Origin of the sequence: Roseitranquillus sediminis, from assembly GCF_016918935.1 — a bacterium.
Taxonomy (GTDB): domain Bacteria; phylum Pseudomonadota; class Alphaproteobacteria; order Rhodobacterales; family Rhodobacteraceae; genus Roseitranquillus; species Roseitranquillus sediminis.
Window position 1 is genome coordinate 278,166 of sequence record NZ_JAFFOB010000018.1, and the last position, 25,469, is coordinate 303,634.

22 protein-coding genes are annotated in these 25,469 nt (G+C 68.9%); 14 read left to right on the forward strand and 8 right to left on the reverse strand.

Going from position 1 to position 25,469, the window contains the following annotated elements; genetic code table 11:
* Positions 1-42 precede the first annotated feature (42 nt).
* The 5 genes from JM664_RS13220 to JM664_RS13240 all read right to left on the reverse strand — a co-directional run bounded on the left by JM664_RS13220 (position 43) and on the right by JM664_RS13240 (position 5,393).
* A complete protein-coding gene (locus JM664_RS13220) occupies positions 43-1,353 on the reverse strand; it encodes an ABC transporter substrate-binding protein (protein ID WP_227420389.1) in 1,311 nt (436 codons plus the stop codon).
* 99 nt (positions 1,354-1,452) lie between these two features.
* Complete coding sequence (locus JM664_RS13225; RefSeq protein WP_227420390.1) at positions 1,453-2,748, reverse strand: neutral/alkaline non-lysosomal ceramidase N-terminal domain-containing protein; 1,296 nt, start codon at positions 2,746-2,748, stop codon at positions 1,453-1,455.
* Positions 2,745-3,881, reverse strand: a complete 1,137-nt coding sequence (locus JM664_RS13230; RefSeq protein WP_227420391.1) for an N-acetylglucosamine-6-phosphate deacetylase — start codon at positions 3,879-3,881, stop codon at positions 2,745-2,747. Before JM664_RS13230 ends, JM664_RS13225 begins: the two co-directional genes overlap by 4 nt.
* Positions 3,878-4,642 (reverse strand): sugar isomerase domain-containing protein, encoded by a 765-nt coding sequence (locus tag JM664_RS13235; protein ID WP_227420392.1) that lies wholly within the window; start codon positions 4,640-4,642, stop codon positions 3,878-3,880. The genes JM664_RS13230 and JM664_RS13235 overlap by 4 nt, the downstream gene beginning before the upstream one ends.
* Entirely contained in the window at positions 4,635-5,393 is a 759-nt protein-coding gene (locus JM664_RS13240) for a 6-phosphogluconolactonase (protein ID WP_227420393.1), read from the reverse strand. The genes JM664_RS13235 and JM664_RS13240 overlap by 8 nt, the downstream gene beginning before the upstream one ends.
* Before the next feature lie 249 nt (positions 5,394-5,642).
* Between JM664_RS13240 and JM664_RS13245 the strand changes: the two genes are divergently transcribed.
* Entirely contained in the window at positions 5,643-6,614 is a 972-nt protein-coding gene (locus JM664_RS13245; RefSeq protein WP_227420394.1) for a LacI family DNA-binding transcriptional regulator, read from the forward strand.
* Here JM664_RS13245 and JM664_RS13250 read toward each other — a convergent pair.
* A complete protein-coding gene (locus JM664_RS13250; RefSeq protein WP_227420395.1) occupies positions 6,605-7,399 on the reverse strand; it encodes a hypothetical protein in 795 nt (264 codons plus the stop codon). The genes JM664_RS13245 and JM664_RS13250 overlap by 10 nt on opposite strands.
* Positions 7,400-7,518: 119 nt before the next feature.
* Between JM664_RS13250 and JM664_RS13255 the strand changes: the two genes are divergently transcribed.
* Positions 7,519-8,325: a helix-turn-helix domain-containing protein gene (locus tag JM664_RS13255; protein WP_227420396.1), complete on the forward strand. Its 807-nt coding sequence runs from the start codon at positions 7,519-7,521 to the stop codon at positions 8,323-8,325.
* Positions 8,326-8,461: 136 nt separating this feature from the next.
* On the opposite strand, the gene JM664_RS13260 is transcribed toward JM664_RS13255, so the two are convergent.
* Positions 8,462-9,118, reverse strand: coding sequence for a FadR/GntR family transcriptional regulator (locus JM664_RS13260; protein ID WP_264465683.1), 657 nt, complete (start codon positions 9,116-9,118; stop codon positions 8,462-8,464).
* Between the two features lie 271 nt (positions 9,119-9,389).
* Here JM664_RS13260 and JM664_RS13265 point away from each other — a divergent pair, with 271 nt between their 5' ends.
* From JM664_RS13265 to JM664_RS13305, 9 genes are read left to right on the forward strand one after another with little or no spacing between them, the layout of a single operon-like run.
* Positions 9,390-10,895, forward strand: a complete 1,506-nt coding sequence (locus JM664_RS13265; protein ID WP_227420398.1) for an ABC transporter substrate-binding protein — start codon at positions 9,390-9,392, stop codon at positions 10,893-10,895.
* Positions 10,895-11,941, forward strand: coding sequence for an ABC transporter ATP-binding protein (locus tag JM664_RS13270; RefSeq protein ID WP_227420399.1), 1,047 nt, complete (start codon positions 10,895-10,897; stop codon positions 11,939-11,941). The genes JM664_RS13265 and JM664_RS13270 overlap by 1 nt, the downstream gene beginning before the upstream one ends.
* Positions 11,938-13,005, forward strand: a complete 1,068-nt coding sequence (locus tag JM664_RS13275; protein WP_227420400.1) for an ABC transporter ATP-binding protein — start codon at positions 11,938-11,940, stop codon at positions 13,003-13,005. Before JM664_RS13270 ends, JM664_RS13275 begins: the two co-directional genes overlap by 4 nt.
* The gene (locus tag JM664_RS13280; RefSeq protein WP_227420401.1) at positions 13,002-13,943 is read left to right on the forward strand and encodes an ABC transporter permease; all 942 of its coding nucleotides are present in this window, start codon (positions 13,002-13,004) and stop codon (positions 13,941-13,943) included. Before JM664_RS13275 ends, JM664_RS13280 begins: the two co-directional genes overlap by 4 nt.
* Positions 13,940-14,830 carry an ABC transporter permease gene (locus JM664_RS13285; protein ID WP_227420402.1) on the forward strand — a complete coding sequence of 297 codons (891 nt, stop codon included), beginning with the start codon at positions 13,940-13,942 and terminating at the stop codon, positions 14,828-14,830. Before JM664_RS13280 ends, JM664_RS13285 begins: the two co-directional genes overlap by 4 nt.
* Before the next feature lie 14 nt (positions 14,831-14,844).
* Positions 14,845-15,945, forward strand: a complete 1,101-nt coding sequence (locus tag JM664_RS13290; RefSeq protein ID WP_227420403.1) for an NAD(P)/FAD-dependent oxidoreductase — start codon at positions 14,845-14,847, stop codon at positions 15,943-15,945.
* Entirely contained in the window at positions 15,942-17,654 is a 1,713-nt protein-coding gene (locus JM664_RS13295; protein ID WP_227420404.1) for a gamma-glutamyltransferase family protein, read from the forward strand. Before JM664_RS13290 ends, JM664_RS13295 begins: the two co-directional genes overlap by 4 nt.
* Positions 17,655-17,656: 2 nt before the next feature.
* On the forward strand, positions 17,657-19,237 hold the full coding sequence (locus JM664_RS13300) for a gamma-glutamyltransferase family protein (protein ID WP_227420405.1): 1,581 nt from the start codon (positions 17,657-17,659) through the stop codon (positions 19,235-19,237).
* Positions 19,238-19,253: 16 nt separating this feature from the next.
* The gene (locus JM664_RS13305; protein ID WP_227420406.1) at positions 19,254-19,616 is read left to right on the forward strand and encodes a RidA family protein; all 363 of its coding nucleotides are present in this window, start codon (positions 19,254-19,256) and stop codon (positions 19,614-19,616) included.
* A 244-nt stretch (positions 19,617-19,860) separates the two neighbouring features.
* Here the strand turns inward: JM664_RS13305 and JM664_RS13310 are convergent, their stop codons facing one another.
* Positions 19,861-20,484 carry a hypothetical protein gene (locus JM664_RS13310; protein ID WP_227420407.1) on the reverse strand — a complete coding sequence of 208 codons (624 nt, stop codon included), beginning with the start codon at positions 20,482-20,484 and terminating at the stop codon, positions 19,861-19,863.
* A gap of 253 nt (positions 20,485-20,737) precedes the next feature.
* Between JM664_RS13310 and JM664_RS13315 the strand changes: the two genes are divergently transcribed.
* The 3 genes from JM664_RS13315 (at position 20,738) to JM664_RS13325 (ending at position 25,263) form a co-directional block, all read left to right on the forward strand.
* The gene (locus JM664_RS13315; RefSeq protein WP_227420408.1) at positions 20,738-23,305 is read left to right on the forward strand and encodes a membrane-bound PQQ-dependent dehydrogenase, glucose/quinate/shikimate family; all 2,568 of its coding nucleotides are present in this window, start codon (positions 20,738-20,740) and stop codon (positions 23,303-23,305) included.
* 673 nt (positions 23,306-23,978) lie between these two features.
* A complete protein-coding gene (locus JM664_RS13320; protein WP_227420409.1) occupies positions 23,979-24,698 on the forward strand; it encodes a DUF1194 domain-containing protein in 720 nt (239 codons plus the stop codon).
* Positions 24,699-24,867: 169 nt separating this feature from the next.
* Entirely contained in the window at positions 24,868-25,263 is a 396-nt protein-coding gene (locus JM664_RS13325; protein WP_227420410.1) for a c-type cytochrome, read from the forward strand.
* The last annotated feature ends 206 nt before the right edge of the window (positions 25,264-25,469 follow it).

Consider the following 25,469-nt stretch of genomic DNA (forward strand, 5'->3'; position numbering starts at 1 on the left):
CCCCTCTCGCAGTCCCCGGGCCGTGGCCCGGGGACGCTGATGTTACCGCTCGCCGAGGATGCCCTCGCGATCGAGGAGCGCGTTGATCTCGTCGTCCGTCTCCTGGAGGAAGGCGCCGATCGCCTCGTCGTCGCCCGCGAGCGACGGATCGGCGAAGGCCTGTTCCAGCTTGGATGCCATGCGGGCCATCACCTCTTCGATCGGACCAATGGCCGGCGTGGTGAAGAAGGCGTAGTCCTCCGGATAGTCCACGAACGCGCCGAAGGCGGGTTTTGCGGCAACGATCTCGGAATAGTCGAGGCCGGCACGGTTCGGCAGCCAGCCTACATTGTCGAGCAGCCAGAGCAGGTTCTCGGGCTGCTGCGCGGCCAGCGCAAAGTCCCACGCGGCCTGCTCTTCCTCGCCGTCGCCCGAGATGTAGAGGTTCACTGCCGAGACAATCGATCCTTCCGGCAGCGTTGCGGTGGCGTAGTTCAGGTCCGGCGCCTTTGCGGCGATGTCGCCGATAACCCACGACTCCCGGATCAGCATCGCGCTCTGCTCGCGCTCGAACGCCTCGGCGTCGGCCGGCAGGTCGATCGTCACCGTCTCGGTTTCGTAGAGGTTGTGCAGGTACTGCTGCAGCGCCGCGCGCCCGGCCTCGGTGTTGAGGCGCGAGACCCACTTGCCCTCGGACGTCTCGACCAGTGGGAATTCGCCGTGCTGGAACATGTTGATCCAGAACTTCTCGGCGATGCCCGCGCCACCGCCCGACAGGCGCAGCGTCCATCCCGAAACGACCGGGTCGCCCGCCTCGTTCCGCTGCGTCAGCTGCTCGGCGTAGGTATCGAACTCCTCCATGGTCTGCGGCGGGCCGTCCAGCCCGGCCTCGGCAAGCATGTCGGTGTTGTAGTAGAGCGCGCTCTGGCCGCGGAACAGCGGCACGCCGTAGATCTCGCCGTCCCAGGTGACGCCTTCGAGGAAGAACTCGCTGAAGTTCTCTGGGTTGGTGACAAACTCGCTCACCTCGTCGGGTGCCTGGTTCAGCAGTCCGGCGGCGAGGTAGCGGCTGGCGAGCGCGCTGGCGAGCTCGATCACCTCGGCCGCCTCGCCAGACGTCAGGCCGAGGGCGACGCGGCGCTCGTGGTCGCGCAGGTTGATTGCCTCCACCGTGACCTCGAGATCAGGGTATTCATCCGCCATCCCCTCGGCCACGTGCTCGTAGAACGGAGCGAGTTCCGGATACCCGCTCCAGACCTGGATCGACTGCGCGCCCGCGTCATCGCTGGCGGCCGTGAGCCCGAGCCCGGACACGGTAGCAAAGAGCGCCGTCTTCCTGAGTGGCACGGCCAGTCCATTGGCAAGAAACTTCATCGGGACCTCTCCTGTGTTATAATTTGTTTGAAGGATGCTGGCGGAATTCCGGCCTTTCCGCAACCGGTTGCGTAGCCGTCTCTGACCTCGCATCGGGCTTCATCCTGCCGTCTCCTTGGAAGCCACCGCTCCGCCGCTCGACAGGAGGTCGAGGGCGGTCGCCGCGAGCCGCTCGGCCGAGCCTCGCGCAAAGGCGGCTGGCATGCCGATGAAGCGATGCGCCTCTTCGACCTCGTACCCCCCGAAGGAAAACTCGTCCGCGGGCGGGATGTAGCCCGGAAAGGAGTCGGCATAGCCGAGCACGAAAGCCGCCGTGTCTCCGCACGCCGCCCGGATGGAAAGACCCGTCTGAGCGAAAATCTCACCCGGCAACGCGACGATGGGTACGCCGGCCCATCGCAGGGCCGAGACGCGCGCGGTCCAGGAACCCGGAGGAGTGTCGGCGTAGGTCTCGGCCCAGCGGATCCAATGCTCCAGCACGACGCGCCGAACCTCGTCGGCGGTCTCGGCTTCGGCCCGCCACTTGCGCGCAAGGTTCGGAAGGTCCGCCTCGCGCCGGGCGAGGTCGAGGGTGACAAGGGCGTCCAGTGCCTCGGTCGGTCCTTCGGCGGGTCTCTCCGAGGCGGCGAGGGCGGCCTCCGCGATCGCCACACCCGCCTTCTCGGCGGCGCGAAAGCTGCGGGCGTCGGTCGCGCGAAGCGACAGCGAGTCCTGCGCGCTGTGCCCCGTGTTGGCATCTCCCGCACAGCCGGTGAGGAACAGAGCAACCGCTTCGGGGTGTGCAGCACGCACCCGCTCGCGGACGTAGTGTGGGTAGTCGGCGGTGATGCGCCGGTTGTCCGGGCCCAGGACCACCGGGTGGCAGGCGTATGCGACGATGACCGCCACCACGGTGCCGTCGTCGCTCCGCAGCCGCAGTATCGGCACGGCGCCGTCCACGTCTCCGCCTCGATGCCGGCGATTGCGGGCGACGCCGGGGTCGACCCCCTGCCCCACGGTCAGCGTGACAGGCTGCCTTGCGGCACAGGCGCCGTCGAGGGCGGCGACGCAGGCGTCCTCGATCGAACGGAGGAATTCGGCTTCCGGCTCCGCGCCCAGCCGCCCCTGGACCGAGGCTGGGGCGCCATGCGTGTGTGTCGACGTCACGACGACGTTCGCGTCTGGCAAAGCGCACCGGGCGCGGATGCGGGCGCTGGTCTCCTCGTGCAGGCCGATCACGTCGACGACCACGATGGCGGTGTCTTCGACCACGACGGCTCGTGCGGCGAGCGGGTCATGGACGCCGGTCGCGGGCTCGGTGCGGGCGGCGAAGCCGGCGAGGCACAGGCCACGACCCAGCAGCTCGGGCGTAGGCGTGATCTCGACCTCCATTGCGCCGGCCACGAGCTTGCTCATTGCCGTTGCCCTTTGACCCAGGTTTCCCGAATCTTCAGCGTGCGCGCCCCGGACGACCAGTCAAACAGGATGAGGTCCGCGGACGCTCCGACCGCGAGGCAGCCGCGATGGCCGACATACCGGCCGGGGTTAACGGTGGCGAGGCTCAGCGCTTGCGCCAGCGTCAGGCCGGCGAGGTCTGCCGCGATCGCCACGTCCTCGTCGAGCGAACGCGAGGCACCGGCCAGATAGACGGTCCCGGACGTGCCGAGCCAACCGTCCGCGCGCAGCTCCACGCGACCGCCGATCGGCTGTTCGTAGAGGCCCGGCGGCATCCCCGCGAGCGCCGCGCTGTCCGAGACGAGGATGCTGCGCGCGAGCCCCTTCGCTCGGATCATCGCGGTCAGGACGTCGGCCGGCAGATGGTGACCGTCGGCAATGAAGCTCGCCGAAAGCCTGTCCTCTGCGAGCTGCGTCCAGATCATGTTCGGGTGGCGCGGCAGCATCGCCGCCGCACCGTTGCCGAGGTGAGTCGAGAACGTCGCGCCGGCGTCCACCGCGGCACGGATCTGCTCGGGCGTCGCATGGGTATGGCCGAGGGCCACGACGATCCCCTGGTCCGTGACGCCGCGGACGAACTCCGCCGCGCCGTCCCAGTGCGGCGACATGGTGATCATGCTGACCAGCCCGCCGCTGGCCTCCTGCCAGCGCGCCACCTCGTCGAGGTCGGGCGGGCGGACATGGGCGCGTGGATGGGCACCGCGCGGGCCGTCATCGGGTGAGATCGCCGGCCCCTCGACATGGACGCCTAGAATCGTATGGGCGACCAGCGCATCTTGCTCGCGCGCGGCGGCGATAGCCTTCAATGCGCGGATCAAGGTCGGTTCGGCGGCGGTGATCAGCGTGGGGAGGTAGGTCGTGGTGCCCCGTGACCAGAGCAAGCGCGTCAGCCGCGCCACGTCATCGGCCGAAAGCTTATCGCCGGCCAGATCGATCCCGCTGTGGCCGTTGACCTGAAGGTCGACAAGTCCCGCGGACAGGTAGTTCTTTGGTGCCTCCGCCGTCTCGTTCACCGCGACGATCACGCCGTCCGCGACATCGACCGCAAGGCCACGTCCGGTTGCCGGATCGCATCCGAAGAGATGTCCGGTCAAAGCCGCGGCACCCTGCCTTGGAAGCGGTCGAGGAAGCGGGCGTTCGCCTCGTCCCCGCCGGGCGCGTTGCCGCTGCGCCAGACAGGAGACTCGATGCCCCGCGTCTTCAACTCGGCCACCGTCCGGATGACGAGGTTGTTCAGCGCAAAAGCGTTGGCGAAGGTCGAGACCGCGCCGATCCTTTCGCCTACCCCATCGATCTCCACCAGCGCGTCGCCGACTGGCACCTTGCAGTCGATGGCGATGTCGACGAGGTCGTGCAGGTTCGCCTTGCTCGGATGCCGGGCCGGGTGATCCGGCGAAGTGCTCTCGGCATGCGAACGGCTGCTGACGCCGATCAGGAAGACGCCCCGCTCCCGCGCCGTCATCGCCGCATCGATCAGCGCGGCGTTGATACCGTAGGCATTCACGAGGAGGAGGACGTCGCCCTCGCCAAGTCCCTGGTCGGCGATGACGATCCTCCCGTAGCCCGGCAGCCGCTCCACCTGCATCGAGCGAAGCGCGCCGTTCGACAAGAGCGTTCCTTCGTCCAGGATGGCGCTGACATGCATCAGGCCGCCGGCACGGAAAAAGATCTCCTGCGCCGCAAGGTTCGAATGCCCGCCGGGACCGTAGACGTGGATCAGACGGTCGGCGGCGATCTGGTCGGCCAGACGCGATGCCGCTCTGGCCAACGGCTCAGCCTCCTCGTCCCGGATCCGCCGCATCAGCGCAGTGACTTGGTCGAAGTATTCGGCCGATAGATCCTCGCCGTCACGCATCGGGGTCCGACTCCGGCTCGAGGTAAAGGGTGCAGGCCGGGTGCCGGCGCAAAACCGACGCGGGGCAGTCGCCGGTGATCGGCCCGTGCAGGGCCGCGTGCGTGGCGGCGCGCTTGGCCTTGGTCGGGACGATGCAGAAGAGCCGCTCGGCGCGCATCATGCATGGCACCGTCAGGGTCAGCGCCTGGCGCGGCACGTCCTCGATCCGCGCGAAGCACGCGTCGTCGACCTGCTGCTGGCGGCAGGTCCGGTCCAGTTCGACGACCCTGACGTCCAGCGGGTCATCCAGGTCCGCCGGCGGATCGTTGAAGGCGATGTGACCATTGGTGCCTATACCGAGGCCGATGACGTCGATCGGCGCCTCGTTCAGCAGAGCTGCGTAGTCCCTTGCCGCACGCTCGGGTTCCGCCCCTGGATCCAGCCGGTGAACGGCCGCGAACGGCTGGCGAGAAAAGACCCGCGGCTCGAGCCAGTTGGCGAAGCGTTGCGGGGCGTCGGACGGCAGGCCAATGTAGTCGTCCATGTGGAAGGCCGTCACCCGGCTCCAGTCGATGCCCGGTGCGTTCATCAGGGCCTCCAGCGTATCCTCCTGGCTGGGCGCCGCGGCGAAGACCATCCGGACCGCGGGCTTCGCGGCCAGGCGCTGCCGCAGCTCTGCCGCCATGTCCGCGGCCGCCGTCTCGGCCATTGCGGCACGGCTGGGGAAGCTGATGATCTCGAGTCGGTCGACCTGGCGCCTCTTCACTTCCACCGTACCACTCCTGTCCCACCCACCTCGTTGCCACTGATCCGCAGCCAGAGCGCTGCCTCCGGCGAACGTGGGGAACAGTCTCGCGCAACCGGTTGCACGTCAACCCTATGCGGCTCGGCATCAGCCGTCTGCTTGACGCCCGCCTCGCTTGCGGCGACTGCATGGATGGCTCCGACGAAGGCAAACGGGATGACGAGTCGCGACGACGCTCCACCGGCTCCTCTCCCGCTCGCTCGCGAGCGGCCGACGATGGCGGACCTGGCCCGGGCCGTCGGCGTCTCCAAATCCACCGTGTCGCGCGCCTTCTCGCGCCCCGACATGTTGAACCCCGAGACCGTCGACCGGATCGCCGAGGTGGCGGCCCGGATCGGCTACCGGCCGAACCGCGCCGCGCGGGCGCTCAGCACCGGGCGCCACGGCAACATCGGCATGGTCGTGCCCGACATCGCCAACCCGTTCTTTCCACCGCTGATCCGCGCGGGTCAGGTCGAGGCCGACCGCTCCGACTTCTGCGTCTTCCTCGGCAACTCCGACGAGGATCCGGAACAGGAGGACCGGCTCGTCAGCCATTTTCTGAGCCAGGTTTCCGGGCTGCTTCTCATCGCCTCGCGGCTCGACGAGGACCGGATACGCGCCTATGCGGACCTTTGCCCGCTGGTGCTCGTCAACCGCGACGTGGCGGGCATCCCGCGGATCCTGATCGACAGCGGCCCGGCCGTCGCCGAAGCCGTCCGCCACCTCCATTCCCTCGGCCACGAACGCATCATCTACGTGAGCGGACCGCCCAAGTCCTGGTCGGAACAGGAGCGCCGCGCGGCGGCGAAGGCGGAGGCTGAGCGGCTCGGGATGTCACTCACGGTGGTGCCGGTGACGAAGCCCGCCTACGAGACCGGGCTGGAACTGGCACCGCCCGTGCTGGACAGCGGCGCGACCGCCGCTGTCGCCTTCGACGACATCACCGCCCACGGGCTGATGACGGGCCTGTCCCATCGCGGCGTCGCGATCCCGAAAGATTTCTCGCTCGTGGGGTGCGACGACGTGCTGGGCGCGCGGACCAACCCGCCGATGACGACCGTCACCACCTCCTCGGAAGAAGCCGGCAGGTGCGCCATTGCAATGCTCCTGGCACTAATCGCGGGGGCGGTCCCGCAGGGGACACTGCGGACGATCTCCACGAGGCTCGTCCTGCGCGGGACGACGGGCCCTGCGCCTCAGCGGTAGCGGCGCTCGACCCGCGCGGGGGCGCGCTCCGGCGCGGACTCGCGCGCCTCTTCCAGCTCGGCCTCGTTCCGCGACAGACGGCCGTTCAGTCTCAGCCCTCCGTGCGAGATGTTGAAGCTGAGCGCGACCTCGTCCCCGGCTTCCACCCAGTGCGGGGTCAGCAGCACGTTCCACAGCCGCTCGCCTGGACGCATGTCGTAGCAGAGCGCATCCTCCTCGCGGATCCCGTCCGGGCGGGAGAAGGACTTCGGGTCGTACGCCACCCGCGCCCCCCGGTCGGCCCAGCGATCAGGGTCGCGCAAGCCACAGAAGCGCTTGGTCCCGTAGACCTGCCATGCGAGCACGTGCGAGACGTCCATGTGGTAATTCGTGGCGCATCCGCGCCCGCTGACGAAGGCGATGGGGTAGCAGCGCTCCCAGGTGAAGCCGGCGTCGGCGAGCGCCGCCTCCCAGGGATCGAGCACCGCCTCCCCGAAGCCGTGGAGGAAGCGACCTGGCGCATCGAAGCGGCCAAGGTCGAAGTGGGCCAGCGCGAAGGGCACCTCCATCGCCCGCTCAATCGGCATGGCTCGGAAGACGTCCGGCGACAGGACCTCCAGGTCGAGCCGATCCGAGCGGGTTCCGCGCTTTATCGTGACCCCCTCGTCGTGCCGAAGCTCGTCCACGATCCGGTTGAGCGGAGGTGGCTGCCACTCCCACGCCGCGACCTCACCCGTCAGCCGGAAGTTCGTCGGCCCCGCCCAATGCTTGCGAAAGTCCGTCCAGTTCGCGACCGTCCTGTGCATCACCTGCCCCCCGTTCTCGCTCCTGCCGCCATTCCTGTCACGAGCCTGCCGGACGGGCCATGGACGCGCTCACTCCAGATTTGTACTTTTTCTCCTCAACTTCAGAGTGGGCGGAGAGCTTGATCGACATCGGACATGGCTGGGCCTTCTCCCTGCACTCGATCCGGCACGTAGCCTACGGACCTCGGGACGCTTTCGACGCGGTGCCGCAGTGGACACAGGATTTGCATCTTGTCCACACCATCGCGGGAGCGGGGTGGCTGAACATCGGCAGCGTGCGGGTGGAGGCGCGACCGGGCGTTGTGGTCGTGCCGCCGCCGTTCGTGAGGTGCCGCTGGGAAAAGCTCGCGGGCGTGGGGTGGGAGATGGTCAACCTGCACGTCGGCATCACCTCGCCCGCCGGCGTCCCGCTGCACGAACGGGACTTGCTGCCGATCGCATTCCCTCTGCCGGACGGCGGCCCGCGGGAGCTCACAGACCTTTACCATCGCTGGAATGCAGATTCGGAGCTGCTACGCCTTGAAGCCGCGGCCGAGGCGGTAGCTCTTGCCGTGCGGCACGTCCGCAGCGCCGGGCAGGTGGACGCGGCGGTGAGGCGCAATGACCCGGAGATGATCCGTGCCCGTCGCATCGTCGAGGCGCACGCCGATCGATTCATCACGGCATCCGCCCTGGCGGCGAAGGCCGGATTGGGTCCGCGGGAGTTCGACCGCCGCTTCCGCGCCTGCTGGGGCGTGACGCCGAAGAGCTACTGGCAGAGTTGCCGGTTCGGACTGGCACAGTCGCGCCTCATCTCGACCTCGGCGCATGTCGGCCGGATTGCGGAGGAGCTCGGCTTCACCGACGTCTACTACTTCTCCCGATGGTTCCGAAGTCGCGCAGGATTGTCGCCCAGCGAATTCCGACGGCGCAGCCGCGCCATGTGATGCCAAAAGTCCCGCGCCGCGTCGGCAGGCAGATGCAGTCCGCGTCACGGCCGCTCGCTTTCCTTCAGTCGGCCCGGCATCGGCGAAAATGGCGTTCGATTTGACCCGCCGGAACGGTCGCCCTGACAGTCGCCCGTCAGATTCCGGCGGGCGACTGCAGATGCCGATATACCGAGGTGAGGTGTGTGCGCATCGCGGTCTCGGCACCGCGGGCATCCCGCTCCAGTATCGCCTGCACGATGAGGTCATGCTCATTCGCCACCTCCGCCCGCCGCGCCTCAGAGAACGCGTTGCGGCGAAAGGCGCGCCATTCAGCCTGACGCAGCACCGACATCAGCGTCTCGAACATGGCGAGGAACAGCGAGTTGTTCGCCCCCTGCGAGATGCTGCGGTGGAAGGCGGCATCGGTGCTCTCGAAAGCATATGCGCTGTCGGCGGCGGCGGCATGCTCGGCGGCCTCGCGGATGCGCTGCAACTGCGGCTTGGTCGCGCGCAGGGCGCAGAAGCGGGCGATGACCGGCTCGAGCTCGAGCCGGACCTCGGTGACTTCCGCGGGACTCGTGTTCGCCGCCACGTCCGAAAGGTGGTCGGCATGCGGCGGGTGCAGCGCGGAGACGAAGGTGCCCTTGCCCTGCCGCCTCCAGATGATGCCTTCGTCCTCAAGGCGCGCAAGCACGTGGCGGAGCGAGCGCCGTCCGGTCGCCATCGCCTGCGCGAGCTCCCGCTCGGGCAGGAGCCGGCCGCCCTCCACGACCTCACCGGAGTCGATGGCGCCGCGGAGACGCTGGGTCAACGAGTTCGCCTCGCCGTCGCCTTCCGTTCCATTGCCGCGTGGCGCGGAAAGATCAGAGCTACCGCACATCGAGCTCTCTTGCCTCGATTGATCGCGGCGTGTCCAGCACGTGGATGCCAAACCAATCGCGATGAAATCTCGAGCATTGGTCCTGATCGCACTTGACGTGTCAACAAGCTTTGGCTCCATTCCACTCGAGTGGCCGCAGAGGGCGGACCAAACGGCGCTTTGGTTCCACCTGCTGTACCGGGCGCGGCAACAGGAGAATGACATGATCAAGGCACCCATCGCACTCGGCCTGACGCTGGCGCTCGCTGCCACGGCCGCCTCCGCGCAGGAGCTTCGCATCGGCATGCGGGACGATCCGGGCTCGCTCGACCCGGCAACCAATGCCAGCTTCGTCGGCCGCGTCTCGCTGCAGTCGGTTTGCGACAAGCTGTTCGACATCGATCCGCAGGGCACGCTGGTCCCGATGCTGGTCGAGAGCTGGGAGTGGGCCGACGACAAGCTCTCCGTCACGCTGAACCTGCGCCAGGGCGTGACCTTCCAGGACGGTACGACCTTCGATGCGGACGCGGTGAAGTGGAACATCGAGCGCTTCAAGACGATGGAGGGCTCGCGCCGCGCTGCGGAGCTCGAGTCGATCGATGCGGTGGAGGTGGTAGATGACCACACGGTCGTCCTGCGCCTCGCCGAGCCGAACGTCGCGCTGCTCACGCAGATGACAGACCGGGCGGGCATGATGGTCAGCCCCGCCGCCTATGAGGACAGCACGCAGGAGGCCTTCGAAAGCGCACCTGTCTGCGCCGGTCCCTACAGCGTTGCCGAATACCGTCCGCAGGAGGTGGTGATCCTCGAGAAGTTCGAGGACCACTGGAACGCCGATGCCTTCCACTTCGGCACGGTCCGCTTCGTCGCGCTGCCCGACAGCAACGTGCGCTTGCTGAACCTGCGGTCGGGTGACCTTGATCTGGTGGAGAACGTGCCGCCCGCCGACCTCCCCGCGCTCGAGGCCGATGGCGACATCGAGATCGCGTTCGCCGAGCAGCCGGCTTACGAGATGATCATGTTCAACCTCGAAGGGTCCGGCGCCGACCCCGACTTCGCCGAGCACCCGGAGGTCCGTAAGGCCTTCTCGCTCGCGCTCGACCGCGAGGCCATCAATCAGGTGGTGTTTGATGGGCGCTACAGCGCCGGCAACCAGATGTTCCCGCCAACCAACCCCTGGTACAACGAGGAATATCCGGTGCCCGCGCGCGACGTCGAGGCGGCGCGCGCGCTGCTCGCCGAGGCGGGCGTCGAGAATCCGGAACTCGACCTGCTGATCTCCACCTCGCCGGAGCGTCTTGCCGTGGCCGAGATGATGCAGGCGATGGTGGGCGAGGTCGGCATCACGCTGAACGTGCTGCCGACCGAGTTCATCTCGATGCGCCAGCAGGCCGCCGACGGCAACTTTGAGGCCTACGTGATCGGCTCCTCGGGCCGGGTCGACCCCGACCTCAACATCTCGCTCACGCTCCGCTGCGGCACCGCCAACAACGTGGGCGGCTACTGCAACGAGGAGCTCGACGCGCTCCTCGACGAGGCGAAGAGCCTGTCGGACGACGCGGCTCGCAAGCCGATCTACGACCAGATCATCTCGATGGTCATGGAGGAGCAGCCGGTGGTCTACATCCACAACGCCCGCTCCGCCTACGCACACGACGCCGATATCGAGGGCTTCCGGACCTATCCCGACGCCATCATCCGGCTCGACGACGTTCGGCCCGCCGATTGATGATGCCACGGGCGGCGGTACTACCGCCGCCCGACTTCCTGCCGGAACCCGACATGGCCGAGCCGCTCATCGAGGTGCAGAACCTCGCCGTCGACTTCCTCTCCGCAGAGGGTCCGCTGCGTGCCGTGGATGACGTCAGCCTGTCAGTCGAGCGCGGCCGCACCCTCGGCATCGTGGGCGAGTCCGGCAGCGGCAAGAGCGTCACGTCGCTGGCGCTGATGGGGCTCCTGCCCCGGCGCAGCGCGCGGGTCTCCGGCTCGGTCCGTCTGGATGGCCGCGAGCTCCTCGACCTGCCCGAGACGGCGCTGCGCGACCTGCGCGGCGATGTGATCTCGATGATCTTTCAGGAGCCGATGACGTCGCTGAACCCGGCCTATCGGGTGGGCGACCAGATCGCCGAGGCGGTGGAACGCCATCGCGGTGGAAACGCCGCCGCGGCCTGGACGCGGGCGGTCGAGATGCTGCGCCGCGTCGGCGTGCCCTCGCCCGAGCTGCGCGCCCGCGACTACCCCCACCGCCTTTCGGGCGGCATGCGCCAGCGGGTGATGATCGCCATGGCCCTCGCCTGCGACCCGGACCTGCTCATCGCGGACGAGCCCACCACCGCGCTCGACGTGACGATCCAGGCGCAGATCCTGCACCTGATGGGCGAGCTTCAGCGCGAGGCGGGCACCGGCATCATCCTCGTGAGCCACGACCTCAGCGTCATTGCCGAGACCTGCGACGAGGTGGCGGTAATGTATGCCGGCCAGGTGGTCGAGCGGGCGCCGGTGGCGGCGATCTTCGAGGCGCCGGAGCATCCCTACACGCTGGGCCTCCTCGGCGCGCTGCCCGCACGCCGGGCGCGGGCCGGCGGCGCACGGCAGCGACTGCCGGTGATCCCGGGCACGGTGCCGCAGCTGCACGAGATGCCGCGCGGCTGCCGCTTCCAAGGGCGCTGCCCGTTCCGCATCGCCCGCTGCGCCGAGCCGCCGCCGATGGAACCCGTCGGTCCGGGCCGCGAGAGCCGCTGCTGGCGCACTCCGCTCGAGGCGCTCGCGGCATGAGCGCCCCGCAGGTGATCCGAGCGGAGGGCCTGTCGAAGTCCTTCGTCGTCGGCCGGGACCTTCTCGGCCGCCCGACACGCCGCGTGCGCGCAGTGGACGATGTGAGCCTCTCGGTCGGCGCACGCGAGACCTTGGCGCTCGTGGGCGAGTCCGGTTGCGGCAAGTCCACGCTCGGCCGGATGGTGATGTGCCTGATCCCACCCGATCATGGCACCGTCGAGATGCACGGCCAGCCGGTCTCACACCGCTCCGAGCGCGACCTGCGCCAGGTGCGACGCAAGGCGCAGCTCGTGTTCCAGGATCCGTATTCGGCCCTCAACCCGCGCATGACGGCAGGACAGCTCATCGGCGAGCCGCTGATGCTCCACGATCTCGTGCCGCGGGCGGACCGCGCCGCCCGTGTGGCGGAGCTGATGGAGGCGGTGGGCCTCGCCGCCCCGCAGGCGGACCGGTACCCGCACGAATTCTCCGGCGGCCAGCGTCAGCGGATCGTTATCGCCCGCGCGCTCGCCGCCGAGCCCGAAATCATCGTCTGCGACGAGCCGGTCTCCGCGCTCGACGTCTCGGTGCAGTCCCAGATCCTGAACCTGCTCGTCGACCTGCAGGAGCGGCTCGGCCTCAGCTACCTCTTCATCTCGCACGATCTCGGCGTGGTGCAGCAGATGGCCGACCGCGTCGCGGTGATGTACCTCGGCCGGATCGTCGAGATCGGCACCGCGGCCGAGGTGCTGGACGCGCCGCGCCATCCCTATACACGCGCACTGGTGGCCTCGGCGCCGGTGGCGCGTCCGGGAAAGCGCCGCGGCTCGCCGCCGGTGGAGGGCGACCTGCCGAGCCCGGTGGCGCCGCCGCCCGGCTGCCACTTCCACACGCGCTGCCCCTTCGCCGAAGACATCTGCCGCCGCGAGGTGCCGGCGCTCATTTCCGGTGAGGCGGGCGGTGCCGCCGCGGCCTGCCACTTTCGCGACAGTCTGCCTCCCGCAGAGCCCCCTCGTCCCGCCGCGACGCCAAGCCCGGCGCTCGCGCGGCTCATGACGGCTTTCCATGCCGGGAGCGTCCCATGAGCCGCATCATCCTGCGCCGTCTGATGGAGCTGGTGCCGACCCTCCTGATCCTCTCGGTGGTGATCTTCGGCCTGCAGCGGCTCCTGCCGGGTGACGCGGCGCTCGCCATGGCGGGCGAGGACGCCACGCCTGAGCTGATCGCGTCGCTCCGTGCTCAGTACGGGCTCGACCGCCCTCTGCCGGTGCAGTACCTCGACTGGCTCGGCAGCGTCCTGCAGGGTGATCTCGGTCGCTCGCTGCGGCTCAACGCGCCCGTGGGCCAGCTGCTGATCGACCGGCTGCCGGTGACGCTTCAGCTCGCGCTGATGTCGATGCTCTTCGCGCTCGCCATCGGCCTGACCACGGGTGTCATCTCGGCCGTCAAGCGCGACACGAGATGGGACCATGCGGCCAACGTCTCGGCGCTCATCGGCATCTCGGTGCCGAACTTCTGGCTCGGGATCATGATGATCCTCGTCTTCTCCGTCGGGCTCGGCTGGCTTCCCGCATCGGGCTTCACGCCGCTCAGCGAAGGGCTCTGGCCCGGGCTCCGCTCCACGCTGATGCCGGCGATCGTGCTCGGCACCGCGATCGCCGCGATCATCATGCGCCACACCCGCAGCGCGATGCTCCAGACGCTCGACAGCGACTACGTGCGCACCGCCCGCGCGAAGGGCCTGACCGAGCGCCGAGTCGTGATCCGCCACGCGATGCGCAACGCGCTGACGCCGGTCATCACCCTCACCGCGCTGGAATTCGGGGCGCTGATGTCCGGGGCGATCCTGACGGAGTCGATCTTCAATCTGCCCGGTTTCGGCAAGTTGATCGTCGACGCGGTCTACAATCGCGACTACGAGGTGGTGCAGGGCGTGGTGCTGGTGACGGCGCTGATCTTCGTTTTCGTCAACCTGCTCGCCGACATCGGCTACATCCTCGCGAACCCGAGGCTCCGCGAGTGAGCACCGCGCTCTCGCAGTCGCCGGGCGCCGGTGCGCCGCGGAAGGCGCGCAGCCGCACCGGACTGATCTGGCGGATCGTGCGCCGACGGACGGCGGCCATCGGCCTTGGGTTCGTCGTTCTGATGATCGTGCTTGCGGTCTTCGCGCCGTGGACGGCGCCGTACGACCCGCTGGCGCAGGACTACACCGCCATCCGCCAGCCGCCGGGCTGGACCCACCCGTTCGGGACGGATGCGCTCGGGCGCGACATCCTCTCGCGCATCATCTGGGGCGCGCGCGCGTCGCTCCTTGCGGGGACGCTGTCGGTGATGATCGCCATGCTGATCGGCGTGCCCATCGGCCTTGCCGCCGGGTATCTCGGCGGCTGGACCGACCGCATCGTCAGCCGCTTCGTCGACGCGATCCTTGCGATCCCGTTCCTGATCCTCGCCATCGTGCTGGCGGCGGCGCTGGGCCCGAGCCTGCAAAACGCGATGATCGCGATCGGCGTCTCCGCCGCACCGCTCTTCGTGCGCCTTACCCGCGGGCAGGTGCTCGGCGCCAAGGCCGAGGATTACGTCGAGGCCGCGCGGGCGGTTGGGAACTCGCACCCGAGGATCGCGCTCCGCCACATCCTGCCTAACATCCTGCCGGCACTCATCGTGCAGGCCACCCTAACGCTCGCGGCGGCCATCGTCTTCGAGGCGAGCCTGTCGTTCCTCGGCCTCGGCCAGACGCCGCCGAATCCTTCGTGGGGGTCGATGCTGAACGACGCGCAGCGGTCGCTCTCGCGGGCGCCCTGGATCGCCGTCTGGCCCGGCATGGCAATCTTTCTCACGGTGCTCAGCTTCAACCTGCTCGGCGACGGGCTGCGCGACGCGCTCGACCCGCGCCGCGGATCAACCTGAAAGGAGACCTCCCCATGCGCGCAGTCGTTGTGGGCGCCGGCATCTTCGGCGCGAGCGCGGCCTACACCCTCGCGCAGGCGGGGGCTGAGGTGGTCGTGGTGGACCGGGAGCACGAGGGCAAGGCTACCCTGGCCGGCGCCGGCATCGTCTGCCCCTGGGCCACGAAGCAGGAGGAGCCGCGGTTCCTGCGCTTCTACACCGCCGGGGCGGAGTTCTATCCCGGCCTACTGGAGGAGTTGGCCGAAGCGGGCATTGACGACTGCGGCTACCGGCGCGTCGGTTGCCTTGTGCTCGCGCGTGACACGGCTGGCCTCGAGGCCGCGGAAGCGCGGATCCTGCCGCGGGTGCAGGGCTCGCGCACGGCTGGAGAGGTACGACGGGTGTCCGAGGCCGATGCACGGGAGATGTTCCCGCCACTCGCCGAGGGCTACCAGGCGCTCCGCATCGCGGGCGGCGCCCGGGTCGAGGCGCGGACGGTGGCAAGCGCGCTCCTGGAGGCGGCGTGGCGCAGGGGCGCCGAAGTGCGCCGCGGCCTCGTCGACCTGCGGCTCGCCGGCAGCGGGGCGGAGGCGCTCGTGGACGGAACGCCGGTTGAGGCGGACGTCATCGTCGTCACCGCCGGCGCATGGGCGAACGCGATCCTGGGAAAGCTCGGCCGCGAGATTGCGGTCGCGCCGCAGCGGGGGCAGATCGCACATCTCCGTCTGGAAGGCACCGATACGTCGCGGTGGCCGGTGCTGCTGCCACAAGGGAGCCACTACATGCTGGCCTTTGACGCAGGGCGCGTGGTGGCCGGCGCGACGCGCGAGAGCGGCGCAGGCTTTGACTACCGTCTCACGGCGGCGGGTCAGGCGGAGGTGCTGAACTTCGCGCTGGGCCTCGCGCCGGGTCTGGCGAGCGCGACGCATATCGAGACGCGGATCGGATTCCGCCCGCACTCAGAGAGCCTTCTGCCGATGATCGGCGGCGTCTCGGGCATCGACAACCTCTTCGTCGGCAACGGGCTGGGCGCTGGCGGCCTGACGATGGGTCCGCTTGCCGGCCGGCTTCTCGCGCAGGCGGCGCTGGGGCAGTCGCCCGACTTCGACCTTGCCGACTACGCGGTGGCCGCATGAACGCCGTGTCCCCGACGCGGGCGCGCATCATCGGCACCCGGCACATGGTCGCCGCCGGCCACTATCTGGCCGCGCAGGCAGGGTTCCAGATGCTCGAGGCAGGCGGCAACGCCACCGATGCCGGCGTGGCGGCGGGCCTCGCCCTCTGCGTGGTGCAGAGCGAGTATGTCAGCTTCGGCGGCGTCGCTCCGATCATGATCCACGACGCGGCGAGCGGGCGGACGACGACGATCAGCGGCCTGGGCACCTGGCCCGCGCGGACCGACCCGGAACTCTTCCTGCGCGAGTACGGCGGGCGCATCCCGCGGGGCGTGCTTCGCTCGATCGTCCCCGGTGCGCCCGACGCCTGGATCACCGCGCTGGAACTCCACGGCACGATGAGCTTCTCCGACGCGGCCGCCCCTGCCCTCGGCTTCGCGCGCGATGGCTTCCCGGTGCCGGAGCTCATGGCGAGGATCCTCGCCGACTACGGAGACGAGCTGACGCAGTTCCCGGGCACCGCCGCGATCTGGCACCCGGGCGGGGCGGCGCCAAAGACCGGCGACATCTTCGTGCAAAGTGATTTGGCCGAGACGTTCTCGATTCTCATCGAGGCGGAGCGCCGGGCGGCGGGCGACCGGAGCGCCGGCCTCGCCGCGGCACGCGACGCCTTCTACCGCGGCGAAATCGCCCAGCGGATCGCCGCGCACCAGCGCCACGAAGGCGGATGGCTCGACGAGGGGGACCTCGCGGGCTTTCGCGTCGACGTCGAGGCGGCGCTCTCCACCTCCTTCGGCGCGGCCGAGGTCTTCATGTGCGCCCCCTGGTGCCAAGGCCCGGTTCTGGGCCAGACGCTTGCCATGCTCGACGGCGACAACCTCGCCGCGCTCGGCCACAATACGCCGGCCTACGTCCACAGGCTCGTCGAGGCGCTGAAGCTCTCCTACGCCGACCGCCACGCGCTCTACGGCGATCCGACGTTCGTCGATGTGCCGACGGAAACGCTCTTGTCGGCCAGCTATGCCCGCGCGCGAGCCGGGCGGATCGACCCGCACCGCGCGCATCCGGGGATGCCCGACCCGGGTCTCGCGAGCAACTGGGGCCTGGGAACGGACCGAGAGCCGGAGAAACGCGATCCGGGCGAACTCGACACCTCCTATGTCTGCGTGGTGGACCGGCAGGGCAACGTCTTCTCCGCCACGCCGAGCGACGGACCCGCCGGCGGGCCCGTGGTGCCCGGCCTCGGCTTCGTCGTGTCCGGCCGCGGCGTCCAGTCCTTCACCGACCCGGCCGCGCCGGCGCGCGTCGGACCGGGCCGCAGGCCGCGCCTCACCCCCAGCCCGGCCCTCTTCCGGCATCGCGACGGCGACTGGATCATGCCGATCGGCAGCCCCGGCAACGACGTGCAGCCGCAGGCGATCCTGCAGGCCTTCCTGAACATGGAGGTCTTCGGAATGACGCCGCAGGAGGCGGTCGAGGCGCCCCGCTTCGCCACCTTCAGCTATCCGCGCTCGTCGGTGCCGCACCCCTTCCTCGCCGGGCTCCTTCGTCTCGAGGAGCGGATCGGCGTGGAAACGCGGGAGGCGCTGCGGGCGCTGGGGCATGACGCGCGCGACTGGCCGGACTGGGACTTCGCCGCCGGCGGTGTCTGCACGATCAGGCGCGAGCGGAACGGACGCATGGAGGGCGGCGCGGACCCGCGCCGTCCGGGAGCAGTAGCGGGATGGTGACAATGGACTTTTCGACCTTCTACCCAGTGCGGCGGGTGCCGCTGCTGGCGCGCAACGTGGTGGCAACGTCGCAACCGCTGGCCGCGCAGGCGGGGCTGTCTATGCTCCACGCCGGCGGCAACGCCGTCGACGCCGCTCTCGCGGCAGCGATCACGCTCACCGTCGTGGAGCCCACCGGCAACGGCGTCGGCTCGGACGCCTTCGCCATCATCTGGGACGGCTCGGAGCTCCACGGTCTCAACTCATCGGGCCGCTCTCCCGCAGGCTGGACGCCCGCGCGCTTCGCCGGCGGATCAGCCATGCCGCAGCGCGGCTGGGAAAGCGTCACCGTGCCCGGCGCCGTAGCAGCCTGGATCGAGCTCTCCGAGCGCTTCGGCACCCTGCCCTTCGAGGCGCTGTTCGCCCCGGCGATCCGCTACGCGCGCGACGGCTTCGCTCTGTCGCCCACCGTCGCCACCGTCTGGGCCAAGGGCGCCGAGGCCCTCAAGGACCAGCCCGGTTTCGCGGATCACTTCATGCCGGACGGCCGCGCGCCGCGCGCCGGTGAGCTCTTCCGGAACCCCGATCTCGCCCGCACCCTGGAGGCCATCGCCGAGAGCCGGGGCCGCGCGCTCTACGAAGGTGCGCTGGCGGAGGCACTCGTGGCCAACGCGACGCAGCACGGCGCGGCGCTGACGTTGGATGACCTCGCGGCGCACCAGGCGGATTGGTGCGGCACGCTTTCGACTTCGTTCGCGGGCGCAGAGCTGCACGAGATCCCGCCCAACGGTCAGGGCATCGCCGCGCTGATGGCGCTGGGCATCCTGCGCCACACGCAACTTGCGGACCACGCGCCTGACAGCGTGCAGAGCATGCACCTGCAGATCGAGGCGACGAAGCTCGCTCTCGCCGACCTCGACCGGTACGTGTCCGACCCGGCGACGATGCAGGTGAGCTACGATGCGCTGCTTGAGGATGACTACCTTGCCAGCCGCGCAGCGCTGATAGGGACCACCGCCGGCGATCCCGGAGCAGGAGCGCCCAAGGCCGGTGGCACGGTCTTCCTGACCGCGGCCGACGAGGCGGGGCGCATGATCTCGTTCATTCAGTCCAACTACTCGGGCTTCGGCTCGGGTGTCGTGGTGCCGGGCACCGGCATCCACCTGCAGAACCGCGGCAGCGGCTTCACGCTCGAGCCAGGGCACCCGAACGAGGTGGGCCCGCGCAAGCGGCCCTTCCACACGATCATCCCCGGCTTCGTGATGCGCGACGGCGCCCCCGCCATGAGCTTCGGCGTGATGGGCGGACCGATGCAGGCGCAGGGCCACGTGCAGATGATGGTGCGAACCGCGCTCCACGGCCAGAACCCGCAGGCCGCAAGCGACGCGCCGCGTTGGCGCGTCACCGAAGGGCGCGAGCTGGCCATCGAGTGGGAAATGCCGTCGGAGACGGTCGACGGCCTGGGCGCCCTCGGCCACAGCATCAAGCGCGAGGCGCCCGACAACGCCTTCGGCTTTGGCGGAGCACAGCTGATCGCCCGCACCGAAGCCGGCTACGTCGCCGGCTCGGATCACCGCAAGGACGGCTGCGCCGTCGGATTCTGAAGAAGGAGAGAAAGCAATGCTGGAACGGATGCGCCGTGGGAAGTCGCTGCACGGGGTCACCATTCACGGCGACACGGTCTACACCGCAGGCCTCGCCGCCGACGACATCGACACCGACATGGAGGGGCAGACGCGCCAGGTCTGCGCCAAGATCGACACGATCCTCGGCATGGCCGGCACCGATCGCCGGCACATCATCCGGGCGCAGATCTTCATCACCGACATGGCGGCGAAACCCCGAATGGACGCGGCGTGGCTCGACTGGCTTGATGCCGAGGACCTGCCCTGCCGCGCCACGATCGGCGTGGCCGATCTGGGCGACCCCCGCCGGCTGATCGAGGTCGTGGTCACCGCGGCCCGTCCGGCCAACGACGGCTGACCTGCTGAGAAGCTCTGGCGCAAATGTGCCGGGGGACGCTTCCGGCCCCGTGGAGAAAGGGCGATGCCGCCCCTTCTCCGCGGACCGGCAGGCCGGAGCCGGGGTGCCAGCACGTCGGTCTTCGCTCTCCCCCTCATAACGTCGATCCATCGTGACGTTCAGAGACCCGGCTCGCCGCGCCGGTGACCGCCGCCTTCCAGACCAGCGGCCGCCCGGCACGGTTCTTCGCACTTGCGGCCCTGACTCAGTCCGTGGCGAAGCAGTAGAAGAGGCCGTCCCCTCCGGTTCCCTGCAAGGCGGCGAGGCTACATCCGCGCGACGGGTGCGAGGAGTTCCACGACCGGGACGCGGCCGAGTCGTCGAGGCCCATGCGGTCGTGGTGCCCCACCATCCCGGACGAGTCGTCGCTGCTGCTCGTCCAGTCCTCGCAGGTCTGCTCGGCAGCCGTGCCGTCCGAGGCCGAGCCGGTCAGGATGTCATGCCGGTTCGGGTCGTCGCCGCGGCCGTTGACTATCGCGCCGGTCTCATCGAGCCCGGTCTCCTTGCCTATGGCGTTGTCGGCGCTGTGCAGCGATCCGACATCAGCGGCGATTTCGGTTCCGGCGGCGTTGTACCATGGGCCTTCGCCGATCCGGTCCCGCGCGTCCTCGCTGCTGGTGGAGAGGTAGGCGCGCCACGTCTTGCCCGTGACGCCGGCTGCTTCGGCCAGAGCAGCACAATGAGCGTCTGCGCCTTCGAGGCCGCCCAGGTCACCACCCTGCCCCGGATTGGCGCTTGTCACGAAGAAGCTCATGGCGCTGTCCTGCGCATGGGCGGCTCCCAACGAGCATGCAAGTCCGATAACCGCCAGAACCGTGGTCGTCTTCATATCAACGCCTCCTCCAGACTGTTGCGCGGGTCAGGCTAGCATCGGTCGAGCAATCTGCGGAGGAAATTTTCCGACGCGGCCCGCCCGCGGGCCAACGCGCCGCGGGCCAGCCCTCCCGACGCACGACCAGCGCCTGCCGTGGAACTCTCGGCCGATCGTCTGCTTCTTCCTTCAGAAAGATGCGGCCGTTGGCGTGCGATTGCCTTGGTGCGAACGGGCGCGACTGACCGCCAGGCAAGACCGGAGGTCCGAGGTGAAGGACAAAGACGCGCGGCCCGCTCGAAGCGGGCTTGGATACTGGTACATCGTCGGCGTGGGCATCCTCCTCGCGGTCATCGGGATGGCACTCGTGGCGGGCGGCATATGGCTCATCCTCCTTGGCGGCTCCTGGTACTACGCGCTTGCCGGGGGCGGCCTGTTGGTGGCCGGCGTGCTGCTGATCCGGCCCGCGATTGCAGGCCTCTGGGTCTATCTCGTCACTTGGCTGCTTACCCTCATCTGGGCGGTTTGGGAGGTCGGGCTGGACCTCTGGCCGCTGGTGCCGCGCGTCGTTGCACCCACAGTCCTGCTCGTCCTGGTGCTGCTCTGCATTCCGCCGATCCGTCGTCGCCAGGTTCAGGACAGCCCGCGCGGGAGCGTCGGTCCGGTGGCCGCTGCGGTGACCGCTCTCATCGGCGGAACCGCGCTTCTGGCGCTGAACTCCACCGCCCTCGTCGCGCAGGAACCGCGTGAGGCTCCTGACGCCCAGCTCGCGCCGTCGCCGGAGGAGCAGGCGGCGGAAAGCGAGCCAGACCGACTGACGGCGCCCGCAGGTACGCCCGCCGAGGAAGCCCCAGCGAACGCAGGGCGACTGACGCCTACCGGCCTACCCGTTCGCGCCGCCGCCGAGGCGTTCGCCACCGGAGAGAACTGGCCGGCTTATGGCGGCACCTATCACGGCACCCGCCATTCGCCGCTCGACCAGATCACCCGCGAGAACGTGGAGGATCTCGAGCGGGTCTGGACCTACCGCACCGGCGACATGCCACCCGAGGAGGGCGACGTAGCATGGTCGCCCGAGACGACGCCACTCAAGGTCGGCGATGACCTCTACCTCTGCACGCCCACGAACATCGTGCTGGCCGTCGATGCCCGGACCGGGCGGGAGGAATGGCGCTTCGACCCGCAGGTCTCGTACGACGCGATACCTCACGCGGCCGCTTGCCGCGGCGTCGCCTACTACGCCGATCCGGACGCCGATGATCCCGATGCCCTCTGCGCCGAACGCGTCCTGGTGGCAACGCTCGACGCGCGGCTGATCGCGGTCGACGCCGGTCTGGGGCAGCCGTGTACCGGGTTCGGCCTGAACGGCGAGGTCGACCTGGAGGAAGGACTGGGCGATACAGTGCCCGGCTGGGTCGCCGTCACGTCGCCGCCGACCATCGTGCGCGGCATCGCGGTTGTCGGTCACCAGGTGAACGACAACGAGGCCGAGGACTCACCGTCGGGCGTCGTGCGCGGCTACGATGCGGTGACGGGCGAACTCGCCTGGGCCTGGGATCTCGGCCAGCCGGACCTGAACGGCGAACCGCCTGAAGGCGAGACCTACACGCGCGGCACTCCCAACATGTGGACAACCGCCGCCGCCGACGAGGAGTTGGGCCTCGTCTACCTGCCTCTCGGTAATTCGGCGGTCGACTATTACGGGTCGAACCGGAGCGAGGCGGAGAACGAGTATGCCACGTCCCTCGTCGCGGTCGACGTCACCACCGGCGAAGACGTATGGCATTTCCAGACGGTCTACCGCGACGTCTGGGACTACGACCTCGGCAGCCAGCCGGCGCTCGTGGACTTTCCAATGGAGGGCGGCACGGTGCCCGCCATCATCGTCTCGTCGAAGCAGGGTGACATCTACGTCCTGAACCGCGAAACCGGCGAGCCTCTGCACGAGGTCGATGAGCGAGAGGTGCCGCAGGGCGGGGTCGAGCCCGACTACCTCTCGCCGGTGCAGCCCTTTTCGGGCTATCACAGCCTCGCCTTCGACCCGATTGAGCCGGAGGACATGTGGGGCATGAGCCCCCTCGACCAGCTCTGGTGCCGCATCCAGTACCACCGCGCCACGTACCAAGGCATCTACACGCCGCCGACCCATGAGACCCGTTGGATCCAATATCCGGGCTACAATGGCGGGCAGGACTGGGGCTCGCTTGCGGTGGACGAGCAGCGCGGCATCCTCGTCGCCAACTACAACGACGTTCCGAACTTCAACCGGCTGCTCGGTCGCGACGAAGTCGACGAGGAGGGCATGCTCGCCGTAACCGACCCCGAGGGCGACGTGGGCGACCCGCAGCTCGGCGCGCCATACGGCATATCGGTGAACGCCGGCTGGCGCCTCTTCACCGGTCTCCTTTGCAAGGAGCCGCCCTATGGAGGCATCCGCGGCGTCGACCTCGCGACCGGCGAGACGATCTGGGATCAGCCCTTTGGCTCGGCGCGCAAGAACGGCCCCTTCGGCATCCCGACCTACCTGCCTCTCACCATCGGTACGCCGAACAACGGCGGCCCGATCGTGACGGCAGGCGGCCTCATCTTCATTGCCGCGACGACTGACGACATGATCCGCGCCTTCGATATCGAGACGGGCGAGGAATTGTGGAGCGACACCCTGCCGGCCGGAGGGCAGGCCACGCCAATTACCTACGAGGAGGATGGCCGCCAATACCTCGTCCTCATGGCCGGGGGTCATGAGTTCATGGAGACGCCCAAGGGAGACTACGTCATCGCCTGGGCGCTGCCGGAGCAGGGCCGGACCGCCGTCAACACCGAGGGCGAAGACCCCTGACGGCATGCCTGATGATCTGAGCACATGACGCACCAGAACAAGGGCTGCGCTGCAGGATCAGGGCAGGTCCATCCGCGACGTCCTCCAGTTGGCTGCGCTCGCGTTCCGGCCAGGCGCTCTGAAACTTGCAAGAAGCGCCCGGTGCGTCTGTGGAGTGTTACCGGGTCTGGTGGCTTGGGTCTTGGCGAATGCGGTGGAGGCCGTGCCGGTTCGGGCTGATCTGCTAGGCGGTGCACACAGCGCTCTGGTTACTAGATCCTGCGGGGCGGCGTCGGTCGCGGGGCCTGCTCCGCCCGCCATCTGGCGGGTGCCGTCGTCGCGCCTGCGCGGCGACTGCCGCCCGCCCGCGACTGCAGCGCCGGCGGAAGCGAACATACAATGGCGCTTCCGGATAATCTGGCAAGAAAGCTTGCTCTCGCTTGGAAAACGTCATGTCATGGCGCGACAGCCGCTACGTTGCGGAAGGTTCGGGGGGAGACCGATGCTGAGTAACAATCCACGAGCGCCTCGGCGCCACCACCGGAATGATGTGTCGCATGACGCAGCGGGGTGCTCCGGCACGTCGGCTCCGGCCTCCGAGTCTCAGGCCGGTCAAGACCCACGGGCCAATGCCGAGGTGCGGCGGCGGACACCGTGGCTGACGGGGGTCGCGGCGATGATGGCGCCAGCTATCGTGCTCGGCAGTGCCGCCGACGCAGCTTGCCGGCAGGCTCTCGTTTTCGCCCTCGACGTTTCCTCATCGGTGGACACCGAGGAATATCGCCAGCAACTGGAAGGCCTTGCGGGGGCGCTTCAGGAACCGGACGTTCTGGATGCGATCCTGTTCGATCCCGAGGCGCCGATGGCCGTTGCCGCCTTCGAGTGGTCGAGCCGGGAGTACTCGTCGCTGATCGTGGATTGGACGCTGCTGAGGAGCGAGGCCGACGTGACGCAGGTCGCGACCCGGCTCAGCGGCTGGAACCGGCATCACGCCCCTACAGAGACGGGATTGGGTACGGGCCTGCGCGTCGCGGCGGATCTATTGGCCAAGGCGCCCGACTGCTGGGAGCACACGATCGACATCTCCGCCGACGGAAAGAACAACGATGGCCCGTCGCCGATTTCGGTGCATCAGTCGGGCGCTCTCGAAGAGGTGACGGTGAACGCGCTGGTGGTGGGCTCCACCGCCGGCGCTCGCGCCGAAGCGGAGCTTGAGGACGTCAGCGCTTACCTTCGCGAAAATGTGGCAAGTGGTCCCGGAGCGTTCGTCGTCGTTGCGCAGTCCTATGCGGACTATGCGTCGGCGATGAGAAGGAAACTGCTCAAGGAGATCGCGCAGGGCACTTCCGCTCGGCCGCTGGATCACGGCGGCATGAAGTCGGCGGTGGAAGATGGGGCCGATCCCAAGGGTTGAGTCAAGCACTGCGGCCCGCACTTGTCGTGGAGCGACGAGCCGCTTTCCTTCACTCTCATCGGCGTGCAACATGCGCTCCGTGCGGAAGCGCTTCGAGCTCTACGACGCGGCAACGCGAAGTCGGGTACTGCTGGCCTACGGGCGTTAAACTCATGGAGGAAACAAGCAAATGCGAACAGTCGTTCGGGCGAAGACAACCGCGGCCACGCTGGTGGCGGCGCTGCTGGCGAGCCTTGGCACCATCAATCCGGCGCTCGCTCAGGATGAGTCATTGTCCGAGCTCATGGCCGAGGGACGCCCCCTCTACCAGGACAACTGCGCCGCATGTCACGGCGACAGAGGGCAAGGCACCGGCACCGCTCCGGCGCTCGACGGCAATGTCAACCTGGAGTCGCGGCCGCTCATCATCAACCAGGTGCTGTGGGGCTCCTCCGAGCACGGCATGCCGCCGTTTGCGGACGTGATGACCGACCGGGAGATCGCTGCCGTGACCAGCTTCGTGAGGAACGCTTGGGAGAACGAGTTCGGGATCGTGTTCCCGCGCTCCGTCGAATTGAGGCGCTGAGCGGCCCCGAACCGCAAAACGCCCTGCGCTGCAGCCATCGATCCCGAAGCTGCAGCGCACTTCGCGCTCGCAAGCCAGACACGAACGAGCGCGCGCGACTTCTGACACCGAGCGAACTTGACCGCAGGCTCACGCTGACCCTACGATAACATCGTTGGCGGAGGGAAACGTGACAAAGCCACGTTGGTCCGCGGGAGGAGAAGATC